Origin of the sequence: Ruminococcus sp. NATIVEDY161 (genome assembly GCF_045819895.1) — a bacterium.
GTDB lineage: Bacteria > Bacillota > Clostridia > Oscillospirales > Acutalibacteraceae > Ruminococcoides.
The window spans coordinates 1107501-1130585 of record NZ_CP162392.1; the positions used below are offsets into that span (position 1 = coordinate 1107501).

At 48.3% G+C, this 23085-nt stretch carries 19 protein-coding genes and 1 tRNA gene; 9 read left to right on the forward strand and 11 right to left on the reverse strand.

Annotated features, from left to right (window positions below; genetic code table 11):
• Window positions 1-161: 161 nt before the first annotated feature.
• The 5 genes from AB1I50_RS05415 to pflA all read right to left on the reverse strand — a co-directional run bounded on the left by AB1I50_RS05415 (window position 162) and on the right by pflA (window position 5296).
• Window positions 162-1007, reverse strand: coding sequence for a tyrosine-type recombinase/integrase (locus AB1I50_RS05415; protein WP_407725191.1), 846 nt, complete (start codon window positions 1005-1007; stop codon window positions 162-164).
• Window positions 1008-1340: 333 nt separating this feature from the next.
• Window positions 1341-1427 (reverse strand) — tRNA-Leu (locus AB1I50_RS05420).
• Between the two features lie 439 nt (window positions 1428-1866).
• Window positions 1867-2247 (reverse strand): rhodanese-like domain-containing protein, encoded by a 381-nt coding sequence (locus tag AB1I50_RS05425; RefSeq protein WP_407725192.1) that lies wholly within the window; start codon window positions 2245-2247, stop codon window positions 1867-1869.
• 55 nt (window positions 2248-2302) lie between these two features.
• Entirely contained in the window at window positions 2303-4546 is a 2244-nt protein-coding gene (pflB, locus tag AB1I50_RS05430; RefSeq protein WP_407725193.1) for a formate C-acetyltransferase, read from the reverse strand.
• Between the two features lie 18 nt (window positions 4547-4564).
• Entirely contained in the window at window positions 4565-5296 is a 732-nt protein-coding gene (pflA, locus tag AB1I50_RS05435; protein ID WP_407725194.1) for a pyruvate formate-lyase-activating protein, read from the reverse strand.
• 268 nt (window positions 5297-5564) lie between these two features.
• Between pflA and AB1I50_RS05440 the strand changes: the two genes are divergently transcribed.
• The 4 genes from AB1I50_RS05440 to AB1I50_RS05455 all read left to right on the forward strand — a co-directional run bounded on the left by AB1I50_RS05440 (window position 5565) and on the right by AB1I50_RS05455 (window position 8971).
• On the forward strand, window positions 5565-6362 hold the full coding sequence (locus tag AB1I50_RS05440; RefSeq protein ID WP_407725195.1) for a histidinol-phosphatase: 798 nt from the start codon (window positions 5565-5567) through the stop codon (window positions 6360-6362).
• A 306-nt stretch (window positions 6363-6668) separates the two neighbouring features.
• Window positions 6669-7529 (forward strand): BRO family protein, encoded by an 861-nt coding sequence (locus AB1I50_RS05445; protein WP_407725196.1) that lies wholly within the window; start codon window positions 6669-6671, stop codon window positions 7527-7529.
• A 67-nt stretch (window positions 7530-7596) separates the two neighbouring features.
• Entirely contained in the window at window positions 7597-8283 is a 687-nt protein-coding gene (locus AB1I50_RS05450) for a GNAT family N-acetyltransferase (protein WP_407725197.1), read from the forward strand.
• Between the two features lie 58 nt (window positions 8284-8341).
• Window positions 8342-8971 carry a hypothetical protein gene (locus tag AB1I50_RS05455; protein ID WP_407725198.1) on the forward strand — a complete coding sequence of 210 codons (630 nt, stop codon included), beginning with the start codon at window positions 8342-8344 and terminating at the stop codon, window positions 8969-8971.
• Window positions 8972-9041: 70 nt separating this feature from the next.
• Here AB1I50_RS05455 and AB1I50_RS05460 read toward each other — a convergent pair whose 3' ends face one another.
• The 6 genes from AB1I50_RS05460 to AB1I50_RS05485 all read right to left on the reverse strand — a co-directional run bounded on the left by AB1I50_RS05460 (window position 9042) and on the right by AB1I50_RS05485 (window position 16638).
• Window positions 9042-10568 carry an asparagine synthetase B family protein gene (locus AB1I50_RS05460; protein ID WP_407725199.1) on the reverse strand — a complete coding sequence of 509 codons (1527 nt, stop codon included), beginning with the start codon at window positions 10566-10568 and terminating at the stop codon, window positions 9042-9044.
• Window positions 10569-10743: 175 nt separating this feature from the next.
• Entirely contained in the window at window positions 10744-12126 is a 1383-nt protein-coding gene (locus tag AB1I50_RS05465; protein ID WP_407725200.1) for a TrpB-like pyridoxal phosphate-dependent enzyme, read from the reverse strand.
• Window positions 12127-12652: 526 nt separating this feature from the next.
• Window positions 12653-13426, reverse strand: a complete 774-nt coding sequence (locus AB1I50_RS05470) for an MBL fold metallo-hydrolase (RefSeq protein ID WP_407725201.1) — start codon at window positions 13424-13426, stop codon at window positions 12653-12655.
• Between the two features lie 15 nt (window positions 13427-13441).
• The gene (locus tag AB1I50_RS05475) at window positions 13442-14035 is read right to left on the reverse strand and encodes a metallophosphoesterase family protein (RefSeq protein WP_407725202.1); all 594 of its coding nucleotides are present in this window, start codon (window positions 14033-14035) and stop codon (window positions 13442-13444) included.
• Window positions 14032-16035, reverse strand: coding sequence for a BMP family ABC transporter substrate-binding protein (locus AB1I50_RS05480; protein WP_407725203.1), 2004 nt, complete (start codon window positions 16033-16035; stop codon window positions 14032-14034). The genes AB1I50_RS05475 and AB1I50_RS05480 overlap by 4 nt, the downstream gene beginning before the upstream one ends.
• 132 nt (window positions 16036-16167) lie before the next feature.
• Window positions 16168-16638, reverse strand: a complete 471-nt coding sequence (locus tag AB1I50_RS05485) for an rRNA maturation RNAse YbeY (protein WP_407725204.1) — start codon at window positions 16636-16638, stop codon at window positions 16168-16170.
• A gap of 199 nt (window positions 16639-16837) precedes the next feature.
• On the opposite strand from AB1I50_RS05485, the gene AB1I50_RS05490 reads away from it, so the two are divergent.
• The 5 genes from AB1I50_RS05490 (at window position 16838) to ptsP (ending at window position 22711) form a co-directional block, all read left to right on the forward strand.
• Window positions 16838-17590, forward strand: a complete 753-nt coding sequence (locus AB1I50_RS05490; protein WP_407725205.1) for a DeoR/GlpR family DNA-binding transcription regulator — start codon at window positions 16838-16840, stop codon at window positions 17588-17590.
• Complete coding sequence (gene pfkB, locus AB1I50_RS05495; RefSeq protein ID WP_407725206.1) at window positions 17587-18507, forward strand: 1-phosphofructokinase; 921 nt, start codon at window positions 17587-17589, stop codon at window positions 18505-18507. Before AB1I50_RS05490 ends, pfkB begins: the two co-directional genes overlap by 4 nt.
• 100 nt (window positions 18508-18607) lie before the next feature.
• Window positions 18608-20536, forward strand: coding sequence for a PTS fructose transporter subunit IIABC (locus tag AB1I50_RS05500; RefSeq protein ID WP_407725207.1), 1929 nt, complete (start codon window positions 18608-18610; stop codon window positions 20534-20536).
• An 86-nt stretch (window positions 20537-20622) separates the two neighbouring features.
• On the forward strand, window positions 20623-20886 hold the full coding sequence (locus AB1I50_RS05505) for an HPr family phosphocarrier protein (RefSeq protein WP_407725208.1): 264 nt from the start codon (window positions 20623-20625) through the stop codon (window positions 20884-20886).
• A 124-nt stretch (window positions 20887-21010) separates the two neighbouring features.
• Window positions 21011-22711, forward strand: a complete 1701-nt coding sequence (gene ptsP, locus AB1I50_RS05510; protein WP_407725324.1) for a phosphoenolpyruvate--protein phosphotransferase — start codon at window positions 21011-21013, stop codon at window positions 22709-22711.
• The last annotated feature ends 374 nt before the right edge of the window (window positions 22712-23085 follow it).

Consider the following 23085-nt stretch of genomic DNA (forward strand, 5'->3'; position numbering starts at 1 on the left):
TACTATGTTCGTAAATACTTGCTTTTTAGGAACTTGGTTTTCTGTGTCAAATTTCGAAAAAATAATTAATCGTTCGCACTTTTTGAGCAAAATATGTTGATTAAATATGATTATCAATGTATAATAGTTAAGTATATTACAACATAATCGACATTATGTAATCAAACCACAAGCCGCATATTTTCCATACGCTTTAGATGCTCATAGCCTGTGGAAATAATATATATCCTTGTCGTGTTGATACTGCTGTGACCGAGAATATCGGCGAGCTTGGCAATGTCTTTTTCCAGCTTATAAAACGTCCTTGCAAACAGATGTCGCAGATTGTGAGGAAACACCTTATCTGGATTGACGTGAGCCTGTTTGCACAAGGCTTTCATCTCTCGCCATACGTTTGTACGGTTGACCAGCTTTCCAGATTTCGTAATAAAGATAGCTCCTGCTTTGATATGTCGTTCGGCGGCGTATCGGAGCAGTTTTTTCTTTAGCTTTTTCACAATGAAAATCACGCGATTCTTGCCCTTGCAAGCTACTTCAACAGTACCGCTTTTCACCGCTTCAACCGTTATGGATTGTAACTCGCTGATTCGGATGCCTGTACCGCCGATCGTCTGCAATATCATATTCAAACGATGGTTGTGATTGCGTTCGGCAGCTTCGACCAAACGTAAATACTCCGCCCTGCTCAGCTCCTTATTTTCGGGGCAGTAGATTTGTCGTTGAATTTTAATTGCCTTTACTTTGCAATCAACCCAGCCCAAGTAATCAAATAAGCTGTTCACGGCGGCGAGCATCGAATTGATACTGCTCACAGCATATCCGTCGGCAATCAGCTTTTGCTTGTACTCGATGACAAGCTCCTTGCTAATCACATTGCCGTTCAAATACGCCGCAAATGCCTTTACATCACGAGCATATTTCTCTATTGTATTTGCGCTCTTTTCCTCCATCCGAAGATGATTGATAAAAGATTTTATATGTTCTTCTGTTAATAATCTTCCTTTCATAGTCTTACCTCCGAGTATTTGTCTTTCTATTTTACTCGAAAAGTACAGCGATTAATTATCAATCTAATTATGTAATGTATCATCTTAAGTTACGAATGCGCAAAGCTACAGCCCCGCACTATCGTTTTGTCGTCTACTTAGAGCTACCGTCATCAGAGGACGAAAACTACAAAGCCAACACCCGAAAAGGCGTAGACGTGGAGTATATCCCCACAGCTAAATCCGCATAAGAGAAAAGGTGAGCAGGCACAAAAACCTGCTCACCGAATACATAACGGTAGAAATTGAAAAAAATGAGTGTCCATAACATAAATCCGTTATGAACACTCATACTGGTGCAGGTAACAGGACTTGAACCTGCATGAAATTGCTTTCACATGGACCTGAACCATGCGCGTCTGCCAATTCCGCCATACCTGCGAGTATAAAAATTTTGTAGGTTTCGGAGAAAGTTTAAGACGGATTTTTCAGTTACACCGAAGGGGTGTAACCTGAACCATGCGCGTCTGCCAATTCCGCCATACCTGCGAGTATAAAATTTTTGTAGGTTTCGGAGAAAGTTTAAGACGGATTTTTCAGTTACACCGAAGGGGTGTCACCTGAACCATGCGCGGTGTGTCCCGCTTGAAATATAGTCGTACCGCGTCGCGTGAGCACACGCTCCCTGTACTCCTTATTTCAAACCTCGCTTTTGCTCGCTTCATCTGCCACCGGCAGCGCTCGCAGCGCGACCAATTCCGCCATATCCGCGAATTGCTCATATTTTTACACGGCTGAGCTTGCCGAGGCGGAGCGTATTGCTTAATCCACAAGCGTTATTATATCAAATAAAAAACGGTTTGTCAATACGATATCTTTGTTATTGAGGGGTTGTTTCGCCCTGCCAGGTATTTATTCCGCCGAACTCGAGAATATTTGTATATCCCATATCCACAAGCTTTTGAGCCGCCTGCTTGCTGCGTCTGCCGCTGCGGCAATACACAAGTATCATCTGATTTTTGTCGGGCAGCTGTTCGGGCTGTTTATCGGTAATGCTCTCGTTGGTCACATTAATCGCGTTCGGAATATGGCCGCCGTTAAATTCCTGAGCGGTTCTTACATCGAGGATGATAAATCCGCTCTGCTCCTGCATTATCTTTGCGGCTTCCTCCTGGGTGATTTCTTTATAACCGTTTGGCTGGGCGCAGCCTGCGAAAATCAGCGTAATCGCGGCGAGTACCGCGGCTAAAAACTTTTTCATTTCAAAACTCCTGTTGTAAAACAGGCAGGCAAAGCGCCTGCCTGTGATTGTATAATTAAAGTACCTTGTGCTCGGTTCTGGCGATAACGTCGAGCTGCTGCTCGCGTGTGAGGTCGATGAACTTGACCGCGTAGCCCGAAACACGGATTGTAAAGTTTGCGTACTCGGGCTTTTCGGGATGCTCCATACAATCCTTAAGCTTTTCAACGCCGAAAACATTTACATTAAGGTGGTGAGCACCCTTGTCAAAGTAGCCGTCGAGGATATGCCAGAGGTTATCAATTCTCTCGCTGTCGTCGTGGCCGAGAGCGTCTGGGCTGATTGTCTGTGTATTTGAAATTCCGTCGAGCGCGAACTCATACGGAAGCTTCGCAACCGAGTTGAGCGAGGCGAGAAGACCGTTTTTCTCAGCACCGTATGCAGGGTTTGCACCGGGGGCGAATGGCGTAAACGCCTTTCTGCCGTCGGGAGTAGCGCCTGTCGCCTTGCCGTAAACAACGTTTGAGGTGATTGTGAGGATTGAGGTTGTCGGCTCGGAATTGCGGTAGGTGTGGTGCTCCCTGACCTTCTTCATAAAGGTTTTGAGCAGCCAAATCGCGATTTTATCGGCGCGTTCGTCGTCGTTGCCGTAGCGTGGGAAGTCGCCCTCTACCTTATAATCGGTAACAAAGCCTTCCTCGTCGCGGATGGTCTTAACCTTGGCGTACTTGATAGCGCAAAGCGAGTCAACAACGTGCGAGAAGCCCGCGATACCTGTTGCGAAGGTGCGGCGTGTGTAGGTGTCGATAAGCGCCATTTCAGCCGCCTCGTAGTAATACTTGTCGTGCATATAGTGAATGAGGTTGAGCGTGTTGACATACACCTCTACAAGCCAGCTGAACATAATATTAAACTTGTCCATTACCTCCTCATAGTCGAGGTACTCGCTTGTGATAGGTCTGATTTCAGGTCCTACCTGCTCCCTTGTTTTGAGGTCAACACCGCCGTTGATAGCGTAGTTAAGGCACTTCGCGAGGTTTGCTCTCGCGCCGAAGAACTGGATTTCCTTACCTGTCTGAGTGGCGGAAACGCAGCAGCAAATGCTGTAGTCGTCGCCCCAAACAGGACGCATTACGCAGTCGTTCTCATACTGGATTGACGAGGTGTCAACCGAGATTTTCGAGGCGTACTTCTTGAAGTTTTCGGGAAGTCTTGACGACCAAAGCACTGTGAGGTTCGGCTCGGGCGCAGGTCCCATATTTTCAAGAGTATGCAGGAAACGGAAATCGTTTTTGGTAACCATATGTCTGCCGTCCATACCGACGCCTGCCATCTCTAAGGTTACCCAAACGGGATCGCCCGAGAAAAGCTCGTTGTACGACGGAATACGCGCGAATTTTACAAGGCGGAATTTAAGAACAAGGTGGTCGATAAGCTCCTGAGCCTCGCTCTCGGTGATTCTGCCCTCCTCGAGGTCGCGTCTGATGTAGATATCGAGGAAGGTCGAAATTCTGCCGACGCTCATAGCCGCGCCGTTCTGAGTTTTGATTGCGGCGAGGTAGCCGAAGTACAGCCACTGAACAGCCTCCTGAGCGGTCTCGGCAGGACGCGAGATATCATAGCCGTAAATCTTCGCCATCTCCCTCATACCGTGAAGGGCGCGGATTTGCTCGGCAATTTCCTCTCTGAGCCTGATGTGCTCCTCTGACATATTTCTGCCGCCGCAGTAGCGGAGATCCTTCTCCTTGCGGTGAATAAGATAATCAAGTCCGTAGAGTGCAACTCGTCTGTAGTCGCCTACAATTCTGCCGCGGCCGTAGGTGTCGGGCAAGCCTGTGATGATGTGGTTGTGTCTAACCTTCTTCATCTCGGCGGTGTATACGTCAAAAACCGCTTGGTTATGGGTTTTGTGGTAGTCGGTAAAGATTTTTACGAGGTCGTCATTAACCTTGTAGCCGTAGGTAGAAGCCGCCTGAGCCGCCATTTTGATGCCGCCGTAGGGCATAAACGCGCGTTTGAGGGGCTTGTCGGTCTGCAAGCCGACGATTTTTTCGAGCTCCTTTTCGTTTTCGTCAATATATCCGGCGCCGTATGAGGTGAGCGAGGATACAACCTCAGTCTCGCACTCGAGAACGCCGCCTCTTTTTCTCTCCTCTTTTTGCAGAGCCTGAACCTTATCCCAAAGCCTTTTTGTAGCGTCGGTGGGGCCTTCCAAAAAGCTCTCGTCGCCGTCGTAGGGAGTGTAGTTGTTCTGGATAAACTCGCGGACATTAACGTCCTCCTGCCATTTTCTGCCTTTAAAACCTCTCCAAGCGTCCATTGTAAATCTCCTTTTGTATCAGTCAATTAGTATATTCTTTGCCGATTTAATACCTTCCTGCGTCGGCGGTTGTACTCCTTCGAGCGGATAACTCATTCCAAGCTCCGTCCACTTGTAAGCGCCCATTGTGTGGTAGGGCAAAACCTCTGTTCTTTCAACGGTTTTGAGCGTGTCGATAAACTCGCGCGTCTGTCTGAGATAACCGCTGTCGTCCGTAATTCCCGGGACAAGCACCTGGCGAATCCACACAGGCTTGCCGATATCGGACAAAAAGCGTAGCATATCGAGGATATTTTCGTTTTTAACGCCCGTCAGCTTTTTGTGCTGTTCGGGATTAATGTGCTTGATATCGCAGATAAACAAATCCGTCAAAGTGCAAAGCTCTTTGAACTTTGAAAAGAACGGTTCTTCCCTCGTAAACGGTTGACCTGCCGTGTCGATACAGGTGTTTATGCCGTTTTCCTTCGCGAGCTTAAACAGCTCGAGCAGAAAATCAATCTGCAAGAGCGGTTCGCCTCCGCTGACGGTTATTCCGCCCTTATCGCCCCAGTAGGGCTTGTACCTGAGCGCCGTCGTAATCAGCTCGTCGGCGCTCATCAGCGTTCCTGAGCGTTTGTTCCACGTGTCGGCGTTGTGGCAGAACTTACAGCGCATATTACAGCCTTGGGTAAAGATTAAGAACCTTACCCCCGGACCGTCGACCGAGCCGAAGCTCTCTGTGGAGTGAATTCTGCCCAATGTTTTATCCATACAAACCTCGTTTTTACGATTAAATATGCTGTTTCCGAACGAAACAGCATATCAACTATATCACACAAGTTATGGATATGTCAATAGTTTAGGACACAATATATTGTGTGTTTTCAAAATTGTAATTTTATAATTAGATTTAAGAAATAAGCGTGAATTTTGTAACAAAAATAATTCCTTTATTATTGAAAACTCGGTCGTTTTGTTATATAATATTTTTCAGGCAAATTTGCCGTTATGTCAAATATTATTCCTTTGGAGAATTAAGATGAAATACAACCTTCACACCCACACAATACGCTGTAATCACGCTCAGGGCGATGACCGCGAATACGTCGAGTCGGCAATAATGGCTGGGATTAAAGTCCTTGGATTTTCCGACCACTGTCCGCAATTTTTTCCGAACACCGATTACTACAGCAACTTTAGAATGAAGCCCGAGGAATTTGAGGGCTATGTAAAAAGTATAAGAAGTCTGCAAGCCGAGTACAGGGATGACATCGAAATTCTGCTCGGGCTTGAAACCGAGTATTACCCCGAAACCTACGGCAAATTCATGGAGTTCATAACGCCGTACAAGCTCGACTACCTGATTATGGGACAGCACTTTGTCGGCAACGAGTACGACCAAAATTCGTACTATTCAAGCCGTCCGAACCGCGACGAAACCCTGCTTGAAAGGTACGTTGCTCAGGTCTGCGAGGGACTTCGCAAGGGCGTGTTCACCTACATCGCCCACCCCGATATTCTCTACTACGAGGGTGAGCCCGGCTATTACCGTGACAAAATGGCGGAGCTTTGCGTTTGCGCCAAGGAGCTGGGAATTCCGCTGGAGTACAATCTGCTCGGAATGACAAACAAAAAGTGCTATCCCAAGCCCGAGTTCTGGAAGCTCGCTTCCGAAATCGGCAACGACGTACTAATCGGCTACGACGCGCACAATCCCGATGCCCTGCAAAACGACGAGGCGTTTTTTAACTGCGTGCTAAACCTAAACGCCATGGGCTTGTCGCCGATGGAATTTTCAAAAATTAAAATAAGAAATGTGCAAAACAAAAACCGCTGATTCGGGTGTGTTTCGTAAGGAAGTTATACCCTAAAGGACAGCACTTGCAAATCTAATGTATTATTACTACGGCACGGCAATATGCTATGCCGTAGTTTTCTTTGCGTTGTCAATTAAAATCGTTCGACATATTGCGACGGCGAGATGATGTCACGTCTAAACAAGCAGTGCGTTTTTACTCCTGCCCGTAAAAACACGCTTGTTAGGGACACCCTAAGTCCTGTAAAATGCGGTTGCTAATATAACTGTTGTGTGGTAAAATTAATTTGAATTGGTATGCTATGAAGAATGTCGGGAGTGGATCAAATGGATAACATTAAAAGATTTGATAATCAACCTATTAGAACAGCGTGGGATGAAGAAAAAGAGGAATGGTTTTTTTCGGTTTCGGATGTTGTCGAAGTGCTTTCCGAAAGCAAAGATGTAAAGCAATACATAAAGAAAATGAGAAGTCGTGACGCTGAGTTAAATTCCAAGTGGGGTACAATTTGTACCCCTGTTCGTATGATGACCGCCGACGGAAAATATAGGAAGATCAACGCCGCAGATACAAAAGGTATTCTCCGTATTATTCAATCTATCCCGTCTAAAAAAGCTGAACCGTTCAAGATGTGGTTGGCGCAGGTCGGCAGCGAGCGCATAGAAGAAATAATCGATCCCGAACTGACAATAGAAAGAGCATTGGAAACTTATGCCAAGAAAGGTTATCCTGCCGATTGGATAAACCAACGTTTGCAAACCATTCGTGCCCGCAAGGAGCTGACCGATCAGTGGCAGGCTCACGGTGTAGAGAAAGGTAAAGAATACGCTATCCTTACCGATGAAGTCACCAAAGCGTGGTCAGGTATGACGACACGTCAGTATAAAAATCTCAAAGGTCTGAAAAAGGAAAATCTGCGTGACAATATGAGCACTCTGGAGCTTGCGCTGAATATGCTCGCCGAAGCGACTACCACTGAACTGACTAAAACACAAAACCCCTATGGCTTGGAAGAAAACAGAGAAGTAGCGCAAAGCGGCGGAAAAATTGCCGGCGACGCAAGGAAAAATATTGAAGCACAAACAGGCAAGCCTGTTATTACCTCAGATAACGCCGCAAGACTGAATGAGGTAGTTACGGGAATGATAGAGGGCGTTGTAAGTAGTGAGGAAAACAATGACAAATAAAGAGATATTGGATATTGCATTACAGCAATCGGCGTATGATTGCAACTGCAAACCGGAAGACTTTATATTGGAACAGAATGTTGTAACGCTATCAAAAGCAAATCCCAAAGCAAGGAAATACATTCCCCTGCCGTTGGAATGTGACCTTGTTTCCTATGGCAACAACATTGTAGCACAGGTCAGTGAACGGACGAAACCGGCGGTGTTGGAGTACATCAATAAATTCGACGCTTACCGCTGTTTTGAAACGCCGCAAATCAATATGCTGAATGATTTGCTTGCTCCGTTTGATTTGAAGGTTTGCTTTATGGCGGAGTATTTTCTACCGGACGTAACTAAGCTAAAGGAGCTTGACTGCGGTTATGAATTGCGTGTTTTGCAAAAAGAGGACTTAGCAGATTTGTACACGGAACAGTGGAATAATTCCCTGACATTTAGCGACAGAGAAAGAGATGTGATGGCTGTCGGAGCGTATGATAACGGTAAACTCATAGGGCTTTCAGGTTGCTCCGCCGATTGTGAGATGATGTATCAAATCGGTGTGGACGTTCTTCCCGAATACAGACGAAAAGGTATTGCTTCCGCTGTAACAAGCAGATTAGCGCTTGAAGTATTGGCGCTGGGGAAGGTTCCGTTTTACTGCGCCGCTTGGTCGAATATCAAATCGGTACGCAATGCTATCAAAAGCGCTTTTCGTCCTGCGTGGGTGGAACTGACGGCAAGAAAGAGCCAATATATTAATAAAATGATTTGATAAAACTCTATATTAAATGAGGAAAAATATGCAGATACAAAGCAACATTATTAAAAGTTTGTTTCAAAACGTATATTTCATCACCGGAACGGCATATGCCGGTAAGTCAACTGCCGTAAAACTATTGGCTGAAAGATTTGACGGTATTTGCTGTGGCGAGAATTATCACGATATTTTTATGAAGCATATCAATAAAGAACATCAGCCCAATCTATCTTATTTCGATACGATGAAGGATTGGCAGGAATTCATTAGTCGTACTCCCGATGAATATGCCGCTTGGATTGACGGCTGTTCCAAAGAAGCAGAGAGTTTAGAGATTATTAGACTGTTCCAGTTGGTTGCAGAAGATAAGAAAATCTTTGTCGATACGAATATCTCTTTGGAAACATTACGAGAGATTTCCGACTATCAGCATATCGCGGTTATGCTTTGTCCGCAGAGTATGTCGGTAGAAAGATTTTTCGACAGAAGCGATCCCGAGAAGCGGTTTATTCTTGCCCAACTCAATCAAGCGGAGAATCCTGAGAAAGCAATGGAAAACTACCGTAAATGTCTTGAAAAAATTAACGCTAAAGAAGTTTATGATAAATACGCTAACAGCGGATTTTATACGATTGTCAGAGATGAAAACAGCACGATTGATAACACGTTACAAAAACTGATTGAACACTTTGAATTGAAATAAAAAAGAGGTAATATAAAAGCCCAAGAGAGCAACTTCATTACGAAGTGCCTCCCTTGAGCTTTTTTCTTTATCAGAATTTTAAATCATACCAGAGCAGGAAGGCGTAAATCGCGTAAACCCTGCCCCAGAGCTGTTCCTCGCCGTTGAGGTAGCTTGTCCAGAGCTTTTTAATCTCGTCCTGATTGAAGAACTTTGCCGAGGTCTCGCAGAACAGCTTGTCTGAAATCGGCTTGTTAAAGCGCTCGTCCGAAAGCCACTTGCGAACCGGAACGGCAAAGCCGACCTTTTTGCGGAAGGCGACCTCATCGGGCAGCTTGCTGCTTGCCGCCTTGCGGAAAACGTACTTGTTTTGGTCGTGAGCGAACTTATACTCGGGCGGAATTTTGCTTGCAACGTTGAACAGTCTTAAATCGCTGAACGGAGTGTGAAGCTCAATTCCGCAGGCTGTGCTGGTACGGTCGGTGTTGAGGTAAATGTCTCCCTCGAGCCAAAGCGAAATATCAATTGTCAGCTTTTGGTTGAGCGGCTCTTGTCCCTGAACGTGCTTCCAAAGCGCCTCGACGGGCTGAACCGCCCTTACGCTGCCGTCGTAGTCGAGCATAATTGATTTTACATAATCCTCGGACATAATGTGTGAGCAAGTCAGGTACGTCCAGTCGGACGGAAGCTCGCGCTTGTGGGCATTGTAGCCGCCGAAAAATTCGTCGATGCCCTCGCCCGAATACACAACGTCGGCGTGCTCCTTGACCGCCTTGCAGCCGATTGAAAAAGCAACCGCGGAAGCGTCTCCGAGCGGCTGTCCCATCTTGTCGATAACCGTGGGGATACGCTCAAAGTATTCCTCGGGGGTGATGATTTTTACGCCGAACTTTTTGCCGAGAAGCTCCGCTGTGTGACGCGCAAGGCCCGACTCGTCAAAGCCCTGCTCGCCGTAGCCGACGGTGTTCGCCTGAACCGCGTCGCTCGCCGCGAAAAGATATGAGGAATCAACTCCGCCGGAGAGGAACGATTCCTTGTAGGGAACCTCGGTATCTTCTCTTTCCTCGGAAAGAATTTCATCAACTACCTTCTCAATCTCAGCCGCCCACTCATCCTCGGACTTTGAGTAATCGGGCTTAAAATCGGGCATAAAGTAGCGCACAACTTCTACGCTCTTGCCGTCCCAAACGGCGTAATGACCGGGCATAAGCTTGTAAAGGTTCTGATAAAAGGTCTGCTCTCCGATGGGGTAGCCGTAAAACAGGTACTGCTGGAGCATGGGCATATTGAGCTTCTTTTCAAAATTCGCGTTTGAAGCGATTTCGTCAATATCGCCTGAGCAGACAAATTCATTACCGCAAACGGCGTAGAACATCTGCTTTTGACCAACCTGGTCCCTAACGCAGAACAGCTTTTGCTTTTCCTCATCCCAAATCGCAAAGGCAAACGCGCCGTAGATGTGCGACATCATTTCCATACCCCACTCGGCGTATGCCTTGGTTAAAATCTCACTTTCACGCTCGGCGCGGCTCAGGCCCTGCTCAATTCCAAGCTGTGCGCAAAGCGCTTTATAGTTGCGGATATATCCGCTGAAATAACGAATTTCTGTTTTTGACATAACGATACCCCCAATGTCGAATTCTGTCAAAATTATATCACCTAAGGGGAATTCAGTCAAGATTATATACTATATATAATGTAAAAGAGCCGCTGAATTTTTCATCAGCGGCTAAGAGTTGTGTGCCCTTTAAAGGCTCCACCGCTTGCGGGGGAGGCTTTAAAGCTGTTTTTAATTATTCCTGACCGGGAACCTGCGGAAGGGAGTTAAGACCTGCGGCAAGGTCCTCGTCGGTGGGGATATAGTCGGACATTACGCCGTCGTTGAACTTCTCATAAGCCACCATATCAAAGTAGCCTGTGCCTGTAAGACCAAAGAGGATTGTCTTTTCCTCGCCTGTCTCCTTGCACTTGAGAGCCTCGTCGATGGCAACGCGGATTGCGTGCGAGCTTTCGGGAGCAGGGAGAATTCCCTCAACTCTCGCGAACTGCTCGGCAGCCTCAAATACAGAGGTCTGCTCAACGGAAGTAGCCTCCATATAGCCGTCGTGATAAAGCTGGCTGAGGGTTGTTGACATACCGTGGAAGCGCAGACCGCCTGCGTGGTTAGCCGACGGAATAAAGCCCGAACCGAGGGTGTACATCTTCGCGAGCGGACAAATCATACCGGTATCGCAGAAGTCGTAAGCGAACTTACCGCGTGTAAAACTCGGGCAGGATGCCGGCTCAACGGCTATAATGCGGTAGTCCTTCTCTCCCCTGAGCTTTTCGCCCATAAACGGAGCGATAAGTCCGCCGAGGTTAGAGCCGCCGCCTGCGCAGCCGATGATGATGTCGGGAGTTACGTTGTATTTGTCGAGCGCCGCCTTGGCTTCAAGACCGATAACGCTCTGGTGCAGAAGAACCTGGTTGAGAACCGAGCCGAGCACATAGCGGTAGCCGGGGTTAGAGGTAGCAACCTCTACGGCTTCCGAGATTGCGCATCCGAGGCTTCCTGTTGTGCCGGGATGCTCCGCAAGGATTTTTCTGCCGACGTTGGTGGTGTTTGACGGCGAGGGTGTAACCTCAGCGCCGTAGGTGCGCATAACCTCACGTCTGAACGGCTTTTGCTCGTAGCTTACCTTAACCATATAAACCTTGCAGTCAAGTCCGAGGTACGCGCAAGCCATTGAAAGCGCCGTACCCCACTGACCTGCTCCGGTCTCGGTGGTAACGCCCTTTAAGCCCTGCTTTTTGGCGTAATAAGCCTGGGCGATTGCGGAATTGAGCTTGTGGCTTCCGCTGGTGTTGTTGCCCTCAAACTTATAGTAAATCTTCGCAGGAGTGCCGAGAGCCTTTTCAAGGCAGTAGGCGCGTACAAGCGGAGCAGGACGGTACATTTTGTAAAAGTCCTGAATTTCCTGCGGAATGTCGATATAAGCAGTTGTGTCGTCGAGCTCCTGCTGAACGAGCTCCTCGCAGAATACCACCGACAGCTCCTCGGCTGTCATGGGCTTGCCTGTGCCGGGGTTGAGAAGCGGCGCGGGCTTGTTCTTCATATCCGCTCTCAGGTTATACCATTTTGAGGGAATTTCGCTTTCGGACAGATAGATTTTGTAAGGGATTTTGTTTTCTGACATAGTAATTTGCTCCTTCTATTTTTATTTATGATGGAAAAGTCGGTTTATAATCTTTGGAATTATAAATTGTGCTTTGCGATACGTTTATAAACTTTAATTCAACTCCGCCATCGTTTTGTTAACAATACACCCATATTTTAACCACCAATTTAAAATAAAAAACCTGTCCCGGAAAAATGCCGGGACAGGATAATTCCTGCGGTGCCACCCTGCTTGACGATAAAATCGTCCGCTTAGCGCGTACTTACATACGCCGGCTTTTGATTACGGAAAGCCATACTCCGTCTCACATACTCCGCAAAAGCGTTTCTGCTCGCCCTCGGAAGTCCATTCAGTCTGACATTCTCTGCCGCGATTCCACCGTCCGCGACTCTCTTTAAGAGAAGTGGAAAGACCTACTCACTCTTCCTCAACGGTTTAAAATTCTGTTTTCTTTGCCATTATTTTATACCGACAAATAGAATTTGTCAATACTTTTTTGCGAAAAATTTGTATTATACTAAACCGTCAAAATGTTCATAAACATTTAGACAATTATGTTATCTCCTGCCGAAAGGTAGCCCAAGCGCTCCATTATCCCCTTCATATACCGATACTGAGCCTCGCCTGTGCAGTGGCAGGTAAAGTAGCTCGTATTGTAGGAATTGAGCCTTTCCGCAATTGATTTCAGCGTATTTCCGGGCTCGAGCTTTGACAGGTGAAATCCGCCCACAAGCACGTCGGGCTTGAACCATTCCTCGATGTTCACAATGCCCTTGTGCGAACAGCCGCTGATCAGCACGCGCTTGCCGTTTTCCTCAATCAAAAGGTAATGCTCGTGGCGGAAGTCGTCGGGAATAAGCCTGCCGTCTTGCTTCATATTCAAGCCGAACGAGCCCAAATCGAGAACCTTTTTTCCGCCGTTGCAGGAGTAAAGCGTCAGCCCGTCGGCAATTTTTGTAACACCGTCGGTGAAGATTAATCTTCCGCTGTCTTTCAGGCTTAAATCGAGCCCGATGTACTTTTCCTCTCCCCTGTAATGCGGTTCAAAGGCGTACCTGCTCAGGTAAACAGGCGCGGTTTTGTTGAGCTCCAAAAACCTTTTTAGTCCTCCGCCGTGGTCGTAGTGACCGTGGGAGAGCACGGCGATATCGGCCTCAGCCAAGTTTATTCCGAGCGCTTCGGCGTTTTCGGCAAACAGCTCAGTCTGACCGGTATCGAACAGGATATTACGACTCTCCGTCTGAATATACAGGCTCAGCCCATGCTCGAACGGCAAGCCGTTTTTTGATGTATTTTCGGTTAACGCGGTTATTTTCATATTAATTTTAAAACTCTAAACTTCTACGTCCAAAAAATAGTGGTCGGTGGCGTTGATTACAATTGTTCCATTGTGCTCGCACCTGCGCGGAATTCTCGCGCCGTAGTTTGTATGTACGTGTCCGTGGAAAAAGTACTTCGGCTTAAAGCGCTCCAGTAATTTATTGAAGCACTCAAAGCCCCTGTGCGTATGGTTATCTAAATCGTTAAGATGCCTTGCCGGAGAGTGCGTAACGAGCACGTCAAAGCCGCCGTGCCTGCGGATTTTGAACCAGAGCTTCTGAATTCTGAACTTCATCTGCCGTTCGCTGTACATATACTTTCCTTCCTTGTAGCGGTATGAGCCGCCCAAGCCGACAAAGCGCACGCCGTTGTACTCAAAAAACTTATCGTCAATGCAGATACAACCCTCGGGCTCACGCTTGAATTTGTCGTCGTGATTGCCGTGGATATACAGCAAAGGCACATCTGCCAAAGTGACTAGGAACTCGAGGTACTCGACGGACAAATCGCCGCACGCGATTATCAAATCAATTCCGTCGAGCTTGCCGGGAGCATAGTAATCGTAAAGATACTCAGACTCCACGTCCGATACCGTCAGAACCCTCATTCCTGCTCACCGGCTTCCGCATTATCGTCCGCCTTTTCGGCTTCAACCTCATCCTCAGCCGCAACAGCGGTGCTCTGAGCCTTTTCAACGCCTGCGGTGTCAACGGTAGCCTTACCCATCGGGCTGAGCTCCTCGTACTGCGGAATACTGCCGATTACATTCTCGACAAGGTAGTCCATATTTATAATCTGGTCGAGGCTGAGCGACTTTTCGTCCTTGCCGATAACGTCGCCGTTTTGGGCGTAAATCGGAGTTAAGAACGGTGTGCAGACATTGTGTGAGATACTATCCTTAAGGAATTCTGCGAACTTCTTTGAGGAGCGGCTGAGCGCAAGCGAATAGCCGATATCGACAACGCCTGCGGACATTCCCCAGTAGTAGTTGAGCGCCTTGTTGCTCTTTTCGTACTCCGCCTGCATTGTTTTGTTGAACACGCGGCGCAGTATTTCCTCGTAATAAACGCCCCATTTCCAAACGGGATTTGCGAGCAGAACCATCTCCTCGCCGTTGATGTACGAAAGTCCGAAGCTGTTGCGGTCGTCTTCGCGGAAACGCGCTGTATCCTGCGATGAAATATAGTGAATTCCCTTGTCAATGAGCTTTTGAGCCGCCGCCTTCGCTCCGCAGACAGCCGACCATTCAAGGTAAACCTTTGCGCGTGGATTTGCCATTTGAGCGCCGAGCGCAAAGGCGTTGATACCGGCGATTTGTCCGTAAATCGGATAGTCGCAGACATAGCCGAGCTCGCCGCTTTCGGAAAGCGAGCCTGCAAGCGCGCCGAGGATAAACTTAGCCTCGTACATTCTGGTGTAGTATGAGCGGATATATCGGTGCGACTTATTTAGCGCGCAGTTGAATACAATAATATCGGGGTTATCGACAGCCGCCCTCAGGCTCGCCTGGGTAAGCCTGGGCGAGGTTGTAAAGATAATCTTCGCGCCGTCGTCAATCGCCTGCTTAATCACCTCGTCGGGGTGGTTGTCCAGGGCGCTGTTCATGGCGTTGTTGTAGGCAACGGTCTCGATTTTATCCTCAAACACGCGCTGAACGTAGTTTCTGCCCTTTTCGTGGTCGTGAACCCATCCGGATTTTTCGGGAGTACCGTCGTGGATAAAGGCGACCTTTACCCGCTTGGGAGCAGCCGCGGAAAGCACCTTTGTCAATACGCTTTGCTTGGGCTCCTCGGCAGGCTCGGCGCTTAGCTCAATCGGCTCGTTATCATCGTGCAGCTCAACCTCCTCCCACATCTTGCTGAGGTTCTTTTTGATGTCGGCGGTGTCGGTGGTGGTGAGCTCTGGATAGCCGTAAACCATAATATAGCTGAGCATCGCGTCACCGACGGTGGACTGCAGCTTGTCGCCGCCGCTCGCGGTATAAGCCTTTTTAAAATGGTGGTACGTTCCGGCAAATTCGCTCTGCTCCTCGTCGGTCCACTCCTCTCCGGCTTCCTTGCCGAGAGCCTTTTGAAGCAGGGCATAGCTGCCCTTCTTTGTGAACTCTATAAAATTGATTTTGCTGTACTTGTAAAACTCGACAAACTCGTTGTATAAATCAACGTCGTCGCCGCTGCCCTCGGGCATAATGCGGATAACGTGGCCGGGGATTGTGAGCGCGTCGAAGAATTTGAGCACGCTGACGCGCTTGTTGCCTTCCTCAACGTAGTATCGGTTCATATATTCATACGCCTTAATCGGATCACGAATACCCTCGGTAAGGTGGGCGTTGCAAAGGCGCTTCCACTTGTCGGCAAACTCCGTGCCATCCTCCAAAATCGGCATAAAATTTGAGCTGAAGGCGTTTGTTCTGCCCCTTGTTTTTGTACCGACAATCAGCTCGGACGGAATTTGGACAATTCCGAGGTCAACGGCGTTGGCGGCATTGCTCGCTGAAACAAAGTCATCGAGCACAGGCAGGCAGGGAGATTTTCCCGCCCAAACGCAGGCGCGGTAGTCCTTTTGCGCAAGCTTTAAGGCGTCCTTATAATACAGTTGTTCTTCCATAAAGCCACTTCCTTTCGTATATATCTATGCTTAATATATCACAAACCCCTGTGAATATCAATATAAATAAAGTAAAAACCGCTCCGCAAAAACGGAACGGTTAATACATTCGGTTTAATCAAAAATAGCAAATCAGGTATTGCTTAACGCGTACCCCGCGCTGAGCGGCAAACCCAGCTGGTACATAACAGTTTCCTTTTTCTCCTGAATTCTGAGCTCGCTGTTTTTTGATTGCTTTTTGTTCTCAATCATATGCAGAGCCTCGTGAACGGTAAGGTAACAAATCTCTTTTTGCAGCGAGCAGTCGTAAAACTCCGAAAGCTCCTGCGCCTTTTCCATAGAGATATAAATCGTTCCGAACACTTCGCCGTCCGGCTCAGGCAGCCACATAGCGCCTGCCTCAACACCCCTGCCCGTATACCTTTGTTTTAGTTCTCTGATTTTTGCGTTATCCGTAAAGGTAACGTTAATTACGCACGGGCCGCCGACATTTTCCATCTGCAGCGCCGCTAAGCAGCTGCGCCTGACAATCATCCTTATGCCCTTTGGCACTTTTACCGACTTTTGCTCATCTGAGATGACAATCTTGATTTTGTCAGACATTACTAAAACCTCCTTAAAAAATTTTTTGTTGCTGCGTTTTGTTTTTTGCAATTATATTGTACCAAAATATTGACAAGATGTAAATTCGCAATTTGCATAATATATTTGCACAAATTCGAAAAAAATTTAATTAAATATCAACAAATATGCTTGACTTTGCTCATTTTAGTGCTATAATATGATTAAGAGGTGACCAGAATTGCTCACACAGGAGAGATATCATTCAATTTTAAGCACAATTAACGAAAAGCACGCAGTCACGGTATCGGAGCTTTCGCAGCTCCTTGACACCTCGGAGTCCACAATAAGGCGCGACCTTACGGTGCTTGACCGGCTCGGAAAGCTCAAAAAGGTTTTCGGCGGAGCAACCTCTATCAAGCAGACCATCAGCGTTATTGAGGACGACACAGCCCTGAAGGAAACCCTGATGAGGGAGGAAAAAACCGAAATTGCCCGTTACTGCGCGACTCTTATTAACGACACGGATTTTGTCTACATCGACGCCGGCACAACCACCTCGCGGCTGATTGACTATATTCCCGAAACCAGCAAGGCGGTTTACGTGACAAACGGTATATATCACGCCCGAAAGCTTATAAAGCGCGGACTTAACGCCTACATTGTCGGCGGCAAGGTCAAGCCCGTAACCGAGGCGGTTATAGGCTCGGAGGGTATTTCAAACCTAAAGGATCTCAATTTTTCAAAATCGTTTATCGGCACAAACGGAATCGACATTGAGGCAGGCTTTACCACGCCGGACATTGACGAGGCAAAAATGAAGGAGACGGCGATCGAAAAAAGCTATATGGCTTTTGTAATGGCGGATCACACCAAGTTCAGACGCGTCTTTCCCGTGTCCTTTTCACCACTCGGAAAATGCTGTATCGTCACCGACAAGGTGACCGACAGCTTATTTAAAAATGAAACAGTCATAAAGGAGGTCATGCTTTGATTTTCACAGTAACCCTTAACCCCTCTATAGATTACGTTGTAAGGCTCGACAAGCTTACAAACGGAATTACAAACCGCACCACAAGCGAGGAGTACTACTTCGGCGGCAAGGGAATTAACGTTTCCTGCGTGCTCGCGGAGCTCGGACTCGACAGCACAGCCTACGGCTTTGTGGCGGGCTTTACCGGAGAGGCAATCGAAAAAGGCATCAGAAACGACCGTATCATCACGGACTTTATCAAGCTAAAGCACGGCATATCGCGAATCAACATCAAAATTAAAGCCGGCGTGGAAACCGAAATCAACTGTCAGGGACCTCACATTGACGACTCGGAGCTTGAAAGACTGCTCCAGAAAATTGACAGAATCGCAAACGGCGACACACTCGTTATCGCCGGAAGTATTCCAAATACAATGCCCGACGACGTTTATGAGCGTATGCTCGAGAGAATCAGCCGCAAGGACGTAAAGATTGTGGTTGACGCGACAAAGCAGCTGCTTGTAAACTCACTGAAATACAAGCCCTTCCTGATTAAGCCCAACCGTCAGGAGCTTTCCGAAATTTTTGGCACCGAGGTCAAGACCGAGGAGGATATCGAGAAATACGCAAAGGAGCTGCAAAAGATGGGCGCGAAAAACGTGCTTATCTCTCTCGGCGGCGAAGGCGCAATGCTGATTGACGAAAACGGCGAAAAGCATAAGGCAGGCGTTTTGAAAGAAAAGGTTATCAACACCGTCGGCTCGGGCGACTCAATGGTGGCAGGCTTTGTAGCAGGCTACGAAAAGGAGCACAGCTATCCTTACGCGCTTAAGCTCGGAAGCGTTTGCGGCAACGCGACAGCGTTCCTCAGCGGACTGGCGACAAGGGAGAAAATCGACGAATTGCTTGTTAAATTCGAAAAGGAATTCGAGAGCTGATTTACTAAGGAATTAATTTTTAATACTAATCCTTAATTAAATTATTTAGTTAAGGGTTAGTATAGTTATTAATTTATAAAAAATTTTCAAGGAGGATATTATGCGCATTACTGATTTGCTGAAAAAGCAAAGTATCGCTCTGTCGGTATCGGTAAAGGACAAGAGCGAAGCAATCGACACACTGGTTGATTTGCATACCAGAAGCGGCAACCTCAACGACGCGGCGGTTTACAAAGAAGGTATTCTCGCGCGTGAGCAGATGGGCACAACCGCAATCGGCATGGAGGTTGCCATTCCCCACGCAAAGAGCGAGGCTGTTAAGGCTCCCGCCCTTTCCGCAATCACAGTTCCCAACGGAGTTGACTACGGCGCTCCCGACGGACAGCCCTGCAAGCTTATCTTTATGATAGCTGCAACATTGGACGGCGACGTTCACCTCGAGGTTCTCGCAAGACTTATGCAGATGCTTATGCACGAGGACTTCACCGCAAAGCTCAAGGCTGCCAAGACTGCCGACGAGTTTATGAAGATTATCGACGAGCAGGAAACAGCTCAGTTCCCCGAAGAGGCAGCAGCTCCTGCAGCGCCCAAGAAGGAAGGCTACCGCGTACTCGCAGTTACAGCCTGCCCGACAGGTATCGCTCACACCTATATGGCAGCCGAATCTCTCGCTAAAGCAGGCGAGAAGATGGGCATCACCATCAAGGTAGAAACAAACGGCTCGGGCGGCGCAAAGAACGTTTTGACCGCTGAGGAAATCGCAAACTGCGACGGTATCATCATCGCGGCTGACAAGAACGTTGAGACCGCTCGCTTCAACGGTAAGCCCGTTTATTCAACAAAGGTTGCCGACGGCATCCACAAGCCTGAGGAGCTCATCAACAAGATTGTTAACGGCGAAGCTCCCGTATTCCATTCAGACAAAAAGGTAGAGGCTTCTGCAGGCGGCGGAAACGAAAGCTTCGGCAGACAGCTCTATAAGCACCTCATGAACGGCGTATCACACATGCTTCCGTTCGTTGTAGCAGGCGGTATCTTTATCGCTATCGCGTTCTTAATCGACACATTCGCAGGCAACGCAGGTTCGGCTGACTTCGGTTCGGTTAACCAGGTAGCTGCTTGGTTCAAGACCATCGGCGGCGTTGCGTTCAACCTCATGGTTCCGATTCTTGCAGGCTTTATTGCAATGTCAATCGCTGACCGTCCCGGCTTGCTTGTCGGCTTGGTAGGCGGCTTCCTTGCAACTGCAGGCGCTACCTTCCCGCTTCCCGGCGGCGACATCCCCTCAGGCTTCCTCGGCGGCTTGCTCGCAGGCTTCGTAGGCGGCTACATGATGCTCGGCATCGAGAAGATGTGCTCCAAGTTCCCGAGAGCTTTGGAAGGCATCAAGCCCGTACTTGTTTATCCGCTGCTCGGTCTCGGCGGCGTAGCTGTTCTTATGTGCGCTATCAACCCGATTATGGGCTGGATTAACACAGGCATGACAAACGTTCTTAAGTCAATGGCTGACTCAGGTCTTATCATTCCGCTCTGCGCACTGCTCGCAGGTATGATGGCTATTGATATGGGCGGCCCGTTCAACAAGGCTGCTTATGTATTCGCAACCGGTATGCTCGCTTCTCAGACAGAAGCCGCTTATATGATTATGGCTGCTGTTATGATTGGCGGTATGGTTCCCCCGATTGCAATCGCTCTTTCAACAACCTTCTTCAAGAGCCGTTGGACAGACGAAGAGAGAAGAAACGCTCCTGTTAACTACATCATGGGACTCTCCTTCATCACAGAAGGCGCTATCCCCTACGCTGCAGGTCATCCGCTCCAGGTTATCCCGAGCTGTATCGTTGGTTCTGCCGCGGCAGGCGCACTCTCCGCAATTTTCCAGTGCAAGCTTATGGCTCCTCACGGCGGCGTATTCGTATTCGCGACAATGCAGGGCACATGGATGTTCTATATCCTCGCGCTCCTTATCGGCGCGGTGCTCGGTATGATTATGCTCGCTATCCTCAAGAGACCTATTGACAAGAAATAATTAATTCAAATCCTATTAAATAACTAAAACCCCAAGGGCGGAGCCGGCCGCTCCGCCCTTAACGCTATTGTAAAGGAGAAATCATTATGGTATCCAAAAAAGTAACACTCGTAAACGCTCAGGGCTTCCATATGCGCCCGGCTTCTGTATTTGCTCAGGCTATGGCAAAGTACACTTCAAGCGTAACAATTAAATTCAACGGCAACGACTACAACGCAAAGAGCCTGCTCAACATCATCGCGGCTTGCATTAAGTGCGGCAGCGAAATCGAGCTTGTTTGCGACGGCCCCGACGAGAACGACGCTCTTGCCGAAGCTGTACAGATGATTGAGAGCGGTTTAGGCGAATAGGTGCCGGTGGGCACTTTCTCTCGCCTATTAATGCGTTTGATAATTTGGCAGCCTCCAAAAACGGCGAGGTCAAAAGCCGCAATAATTATCAACAAATAAAACACACCACAACGAGGTGATTACAATGCTAAATGGTATCGGCGCTTCCGAAGGTATCGGCATCGGAAGAGTTATGATTATCAAGGAACAAACCCTTGAATACACCCCGAAAGAGGTTACCAATATTGAAGCCGAGCTTGCGCGTTTCAGAGGCTCGGTTGACAAGTTTTGCGATAACACCATGGCTCAGGCTGACGCGATACGCCAGTCCACAGGCGAAAAGGAAGCTGAGATTTTGCTCGGCCACATCGCAATTATCCGCGACCCGTTTATGGGCGGCGAGATTGAAAATCTGATTAAGGCAAATCAGTGCGCAGAATCTGCCGTTGAGCAGATTTGCAAAATGTTTATAGATATGTTCTCGGCAACCGGCGACGACCTCACAATGCAGCGCGCAGCCGACGTAAAGGACATCCGCGACGGACTTCTGTCAATCCTTTTGGGCGTTGAGGAGGTTAAAATCAGCGACGCACCGGCAGGCACGGTTCTCGTTTGCAGAGAGCTCACACCGTCTATGACAGCCGGAATTAAAAAGGAGAACATCGTAGGTATCATCACCGAAACCGGCAGCAAGACCTCGCACTCCGCAATCCTTGCGAGAGCGCTTGAAATCCCTGCGGTGCTCAGCGTTCCGAACGCAGTAGCACAGCTTTCATCAGGTGAGCAGGTAATTGTTGACGGCGACAACGGCGAGGTCATCACCGCTCCCGACCAGGCTCAGATTGACGAGTACAGCGCAAAGCGCGAGGCGTTTTTAAGAGAGCGCCGCGAGCTTGAAAACTACAGAGGAAAGGCTACCGCGAGCGCAGACGGCACAGAGTATGAGCTTTTCTGCAACATCGGAACTCCCAAGGACGCCGTTAAGGCTGTTGACGCCGACGGCGAGGGCGTTGGTCTTTTCAGAACAGAATTCCTGTTTATGGACAGAAGCTCACTTCCCACCGAGGACGAGCAGTTTGACGCTTACAAGCAGGCTTCGCTCATCCTTAAGGGCAAGCCGTTGATTATCAGAACTCTCGACATCGGCGGCGACAAGGAAATCCCCTACCTCGGTCTTGAGAAAGAGGAAAATCCGTTTATGGGCTTCCGCGCAATCCGCTACTGCCTTAAGAACCGCGATATGTTCAAGTCACAGATTAAGGCAATTCTAAGAGCGAGCGCGTTCGGAGACATCCGCATTATGTTCCCCCTCATCACAGCCGTTGAAGAGCTCAGAGAGGGCAAGGCTCTTGTTGAGGAAGCAAAGGCCGACCTCAAGGCTTCGGGCATTGAATTTGACGAGAACATTCAGGTTGGCGTTATGACCGAAACAGCGGCTTCCGGCGTTATCGCAGATTTGCTCGCTGACGAGGCGGACTTCTTCAGCATCGGCACAAACGACCTGACCGGCTACACAATGGCTGCCGACAGAGGAAACAGCGACGTTGAGTACCTCTACTCACCGTTCCATCCCAGCGTGCTGAGAATGATCAGACGCATTATCACCTGCGCGAGAAACAAAGGTATTCCCGTAGGTATGTGCGGCGAGGCTGCGGCTAACCCGGCTATGATTCCGCTGCTTATCTCCTTCGGTCTTACAGAGTTCAGCGTATCCGCTCCGTCCGTTTTGAAGGTTAGAAAGAACATTGCCAAATGGACAAAGGCAGAGGCTGACGCCGTAGCTGAAAAGGTTATGAGCTTCACCACTGAAAAAGAAATTACAGACTATCTCAACACGGTGATTTAATCATATTCTCTCCTTTTTAAAATTTCGCACGCAGAGGCAGACCATCGGTCTGCCTCTGTTTTTTTATAAAAATAAACGAATTTAAAGCCTCCCCCGTCGCGTCAAGCTACGGGGGAGGTGGCACGCCGCCAAAGCGGCGTGACGGAGGGGGCTGCGTGTGATTTAGCGCGAGTTTTCCGTTGCAATACAAAACGGAGCGATTAAGGCAACGCCGCCCCCTCAGTCAGCTAACGCTGACAGCTCCCCCAAAGCTAAAGCGTTGGGGGAGCCTTTAAACTATCAACAAACGTTTCCTGTAAATTAATTAAACTCTCAGCCCCTAACTTCTGCCCTGTCATTTTGCACTAATTTATACTTTTAACTTTGTTAATAAT

Bases quoted from the DNA above. Each gene is read 5' to 3' on its own strand.
- AB1I50_RS05415 (WP_407725191.1), bottom strand. From the start codon at position 1,007: ATGAAAGGAAGATTATTAACAGAAGAACATATAAAATCTTTTATCAAT.
- AB1I50_RS05425 (WP_407725192.1), bottom strand. From the start codon at position 2,247: ATGAAAAAGTTTTTAGCCGCGGTACTCGCCGCGATTACGCTGATTTTC.
- pflB (WP_407725193.1), bottom strand. From the start codon at position 4,546: ATGGACGCTTGGAGAGGTTTTAAAGGCAGAAAATGGCAGGAGGACGTT.
- pflA (WP_407725194.1), bottom strand. From the start codon at position 5,296: ATGGATAAAACATTGGGCAGAATTCACTCCACAGAGAGCTTCGGCTCG.
- AB1I50_RS05440 (WP_407725195.1), top strand. From the start codon at position 5,565: ATGAAATACAACCTTCACACCCACACAATACGCTGTAATCACGCTCAG.
- AB1I50_RS05445 (WP_407725196.1), top strand. From the start codon at position 6,669: ATGGATAACATTAAAAGATTTGATAATCAACCTATTAGAACAGCGTGG.
- AB1I50_RS05460 (WP_407725199.1), bottom strand. From the start codon at position 10,568: ATGTCAAAAACAGAAATTCGTTATTTCAGCGGATATATCCGCAACTAT.
- AB1I50_RS05465 (WP_407725200.1), bottom strand. From the start codon at position 12,126: ATGTCAGAAAACAAAATCCCTTACAAAATCTATCTGTCCGAAAGCGAA.
- AB1I50_RS05470 (WP_407725201.1), bottom strand. From the start codon at position 13,426: ATGAAAATAACCGCGTTAACCGAAAATACATCAAAAAACGGCTTGCCG.
- AB1I50_RS05475 (WP_407725202.1), bottom strand. From the start codon at position 14,035: ATGAGGGTTCTGACGGTATCGGACGTGGAGTCTGAGTATCTTTACGAT.
- AB1I50_RS05480 (WP_407725203.1), bottom strand. From the start codon at position 16,035: ATGGAAGAACAACTGTATTATAAGGACGCCTTAAAGCTTGCGCAAAAG.
- AB1I50_RS05485 (WP_407725204.1), bottom strand. From the start codon at position 16,638: ATGTCTGACAAAATCAAGATTGTCATCTCAGATGAGCAAAAGTCGGTA.
- AB1I50_RS05500 (WP_407725207.1), top strand. From the start codon at position 18,608: ATGCGCATTACTGATTTGCTGAAAAAGCAAAGTATCGCTCTGTCGGTA.
- AB1I50_RS05505 (WP_407725208.1), top strand. From the start codon at position 20,623: ATGGTATCCAAAAAAGTAACACTCGTAAACGCTCAGGGCTTCCATATG.
- ptsP (WP_407725324.1), top strand. From the start codon at position 21,011: ATGCTAAATGGTATCGGCGCTTCCGAAGGTATCGGCATCGGAAGAGTT.